Source organism: Occallatibacter sp. (genome assembly GCF_049802275.1).
In the GTDB taxonomy this organism is placed as follows: Bacteria; Acidobacteriota; Terriglobia; order Terriglobales; family Acidobacteriaceae; genus Telmatobacter.
The window spans coordinates 1-3261 of the sequence record NZ_JBARMD010000258.1; the positions used below are offsets into that span (position 1 = coordinate 1).

Genomic DNA, 3261 nt, shown 5'->3' on the forward strand with positions numbered 1-3261 from the left:
GCGTGGGCTGAGGCCGGCCAAATCACGCTTTATACGCTGCTTATCTGGTTGCCGGCAATCTTTGCCACCCCCCGGGCGCGCTTGTCGTGGACGGCGCTGTGGATCTCGTGGACCATTGGTGCAGCGGCATGGGTGGTCGCGCAGAATATGGCGTCAAAACCTGTACTCGACGCAGAAAAATGAGCGCCGGCAAAACCGGCGCTCAACATACTGCAGTTGGATCAAACTCGATCAGGGAGTGAAATCCGGTAAAGAAAATCGCCAGCGCCTACATCTCGCAACCTACCCGGTAACCGGCAGGCATCGACATTGCTCCATGCCGTCCGGCCAGCCGCCGGAGCATCGTGCGGCTCAGAATGTGCTTGCCGCGGAAGACACGCGATTTCATGGTGGCGACGCTCAGGTTGAGCGCCCGTGCTGCTTCCTGCTGTGGACTCTCGTCGAGAACGCAAGTTTCAATCGCGCGACGGCACACCATGCCGAGCTTTTTCACTTCTTCGCGCAGAATGCCCTCCATCTCCTTGCTTTGCCATGTCTCTTCAGGATTTCTGCGAGGATCGGGAAGATCGATCTCCACAACTTCATTGTCCTGCCTGCTCAGGTATTCAATCGACACGAAGACACGGTTGCGACGGCTGCGCAGGTGCTCGTGCGCCGTGTTCTGCACAATCGCGCCCAGCCAACTCGACATCTGCGATTCCCCGCGAAACTTTGCCAGAGCTTTATAGGCCTTCATGAACGCTTCCTGCACAACGTCTTCCGCGTCTTCGTTTGAATTCGTGAGACGGCGGGCCATACGCAGCAGTTGCGGGCGGCGGCGTTCAGCAGTTTCGAGAAACTCCTCCAGACGGCCCTCGCTTAAGGGGGCGTCTGTTTCCACTTCCATTGCACTCAAGGAAATTGGCATATACACCCGCTCCTACCGGGTGGGCATTGCGAGTTCATTCGGTTGGAATGAAAAGCCGGAAGGCAATACACGCGGCCAGTTGCTCTAGCTGCAACGCAGGCCGGTACCGCCAACTACGCCAGGGAAGGATGGAGCGAGGGAGGAGCCCGGAAGGGAATATGCGACGAGATGATGAACGTTATACGTGCGGGAGCCGGGTTGATGACAGCATGATCGCGCGACAGGCGCGCTAGCCGTGGGGTGGATAAGGCAAGAAGCGCGAATCCGGAGATCCGTTGCGGTCTGGTTTTGGGCTGCGCCACGGTGCTGGAGAAGTCATCGCGATGCTCCACCCACATCCGCGTACCAGAGGCTTTTGAGATTTGAGTCTGGTTGAAATACTGCGAGAGCTTGTGGCCGTACCCATTCGCGCCGATCGCGATGGCCAGGGCGAGGAAAGCTAAAACACAAGGCCGGAAAAACTGCCTCACCGGAACAGGGAGTCCCAACTCACGCCCGCTGGTCTGCCCCAAGGGCTGAATCTGCGCCTTTTGTCCTGTCGCGATGGGAAATTCGTCTTGCACGTGCTTCTGGCTCCTCGACGGGTGCAGCGAAGGTCTCACAAGTATAGACTCGGGCCGCTTTCGTTTGGCCGCAAAAATTATCAAAGGGGAGTAACCCCGGGGGGAACTCGTCTCAGAATTCGAAATTCATTGTGCGATTGCGTGTTCGGCGCCGCGAAACAGACCACGGAGAGCGCGCCAAACCCAGCGGATGAGCAGAATGATGGCCAGGACCAAAGCCAGGGCTATGCCCCCGCCTATGTACGGATGTGCAGTCGCCAGCCAGGTGAGAGAGACGGCGAGCACATCTCCGCCGAGGCTGAGGCCGATATTTGAGAAGGGCTCGGGCGACGGCGTGACAGCAGCGCGGGCCGCAGTTTTTCCTCCGTGTGCAGCCAGCGCGACCAGGCCACCCAGCAGCGTTACGGCAAGCTGCTCGCCCGGAGTCAAATTCGTGGTGGCGCGCCAAGCCAACAGGGCTGCCGCCGGGACGCGGATGAAGGTGTGCAGGGCGTTCCAAATCAAGTCGAAGGCAGGAACCTTGTCGGCAAAGAACTCCACGGCAAACAGCGCGACACTTGCGCCGATGACCCACCAACTCGCCAGCAGGTGCAGCGGTTCTGGAAGGGCCAACAGGCTGGTATGCGACAGGATCCCCAACGTTGCCACCGTGGCGTAGACGTTGATCCCCGCCGCAAAGGAGACGGCGACAATCAGCGCGACAAGTCCATGGCCAGGAAGCGGAAGTTTCACGTCGTCAGTATATAGGTCCAAACCGCAGAAATGCCGGCTTATCCGGCTGCCTATTTGTACATTCAAATGCGAGCAAATCGGATAAAGTTGCCGCCGGACCGAGGCCGGTTCCCGCAGTGCGAAAGTGATAATGAATGCACGATGCCGTTTGAATGGACAGAGGGCGCGCTGGCCGAGGGACTTCGCTGCTATTGCAATCAGGAGTTCTTTGAGGCACACGAACATTGGGAGAGCGTCTGGCTCAAATGCGATGAACCGGAGAAGACGTTTCTCCAGGCATTGATCCAGATCACCGCAGCTTTCCACCACCTGCAGCGCAACAATCCCACAGGCACGGCTTCCCTGCTTCGCTCAGCCTTGCGACGCCTGGAGAGTTTTCCCGCGGAGTACAGCGGGGTCGCGGTCGAGGAACTTCGCACGAGCATTCGCATGTGGCTCGATGCGCTCAACGCCGAGAGCCAGCCTCGTCAAATCCCTTTCCCGCATATTCGTTGAGTATTTCTTCGCGCGACGAGGACTCGGTCATGGTCGAACGCAAGCGCTCCGCTCATCAGCCGTGGCGATGATGGTGAGTGCGCGTTGCTGCCGGTTTGGGTGGCGGCGGTGGCAGCGGCGGCAGACCTGCCACAGCGAGGAGAAGCTCGTTCGCGGCATTGAAGAGGTTCACATGGGTATAGACCGGGCCATCGGTAGCGGCCACAAAGATGGCAGTATTGCGAGAGTGGTTGATAGCGATATACGTTTCGAAACCAGCTCCGCCGCCTGTCTTTTCGATGATATGCGAGGGGGAGTCAGCCGGCAGGATATGAATCCAGCCAAGGCCAACGCCGGTGGGCTCCCCAGCGTGGTCCAGCCCTTTTTGACTGAGCAGATCGGAAGGAAGGACGTAGACGCCCTGGGCGGAAGCGTCTTGTGCGTAGATGCCTGGGCCACCAGTCCGAAGAAGGTACTTGAGCCAGATCGTCATATCCGCTGCGGTGGAATAGAGGCCCGAGCTTCCGGCAGGGGCCTCGGTTGTTGTGCACGATCCCTCCTCGTGGACGCCAATCAGTAGATGTC

The 3261-nt window shown here is 59.0% G+C and carries 5 protein-coding genes and 1 pseudogene; 2 read left to right on the forward strand and 4 right to left on the reverse strand.

Annotated features, from left to right (window positions below):
• Nucleotides 1–183: pseudogene (locus WA354_RS09010) on the forward strand (hypothetical protein); the annotation flags it as partial.
• Nucleotides 184–268: 85 nt separating this feature from the next.
• On the opposite strand, the gene WA354_RS09015 reads toward WA354_RS09010, so the two are convergent.
• The 3 genes from WA354_RS09015 to WA354_RS09025 form a co-directional block, all read right to left on the reverse strand.
• Complete coding sequence (locus WA354_RS09015) at nucleotides 269–907, reverse strand: RNA polymerase sigma factor (protein WP_472812674.1); 639 nt, start codon at nucleotides 905–907, stop codon at nucleotides 269–271.
• A 113-nt stretch (nucleotides 908–1020) separates the two neighbouring features.
• Nucleotides 1021–1470 (reverse strand): hypothetical protein, encoded by a 450-nt coding sequence (locus WA354_RS09020; protein ID WP_472812675.1) that lies wholly within the window; start codon nucleotides 1468–1470, stop codon nucleotides 1021–1023.
• A gap of 126 nt (nucleotides 1471–1596) precedes the next feature.
• The gene (locus WA354_RS09025) at nucleotides 1597–2223 is read right to left on the reverse strand and encodes a DUF4126 domain-containing protein (RefSeq protein ID WP_472812676.1); all 627 of its coding nucleotides are present in this window, start codon (nucleotides 2221–2223) and stop codon (nucleotides 1597–1599) included.
• Nucleotides 2224–2343: 120 nt separating this feature from the next.
• On the opposite strand from WA354_RS09025, the gene WA354_RS09030 reads away from it, so the two are divergent.
• Complete coding sequence (locus tag WA354_RS09030) at nucleotides 2344–2697, forward strand: DUF309 domain-containing protein (RefSeq protein ID WP_472812677.1); 354 nt, start codon at nucleotides 2344–2346, stop codon at nucleotides 2695–2697.
• 55 nt (nucleotides 2698–2752) lie between these two features.
• Here WA354_RS09030 and WA354_RS09035 read toward each other — a convergent pair.
• A partial coding sequence (locus WA354_RS09035; RefSeq protein ID WP_472812678.1) for a serine hydrolase occupies nucleotides 2753–3261 on the reverse strand: 509 nt, incomplete at its 5' end.

Coding starts and splice junctions, on each gene's coding strand:
- WA354_RS09030 (WP_472812677.1), top strand. CDS start 2,344: ATGCCGTTTGAATGGACAGAGGGCGCGCTGGCCGAGGGACTTCGCTGC.
- WA354_RS09015 (WP_472812674.1), bottom strand. CDS start 907: ATGCCAATTTCCTTGAGTGCAATGGAAGTGGAAACAGACGCCCCCTTA.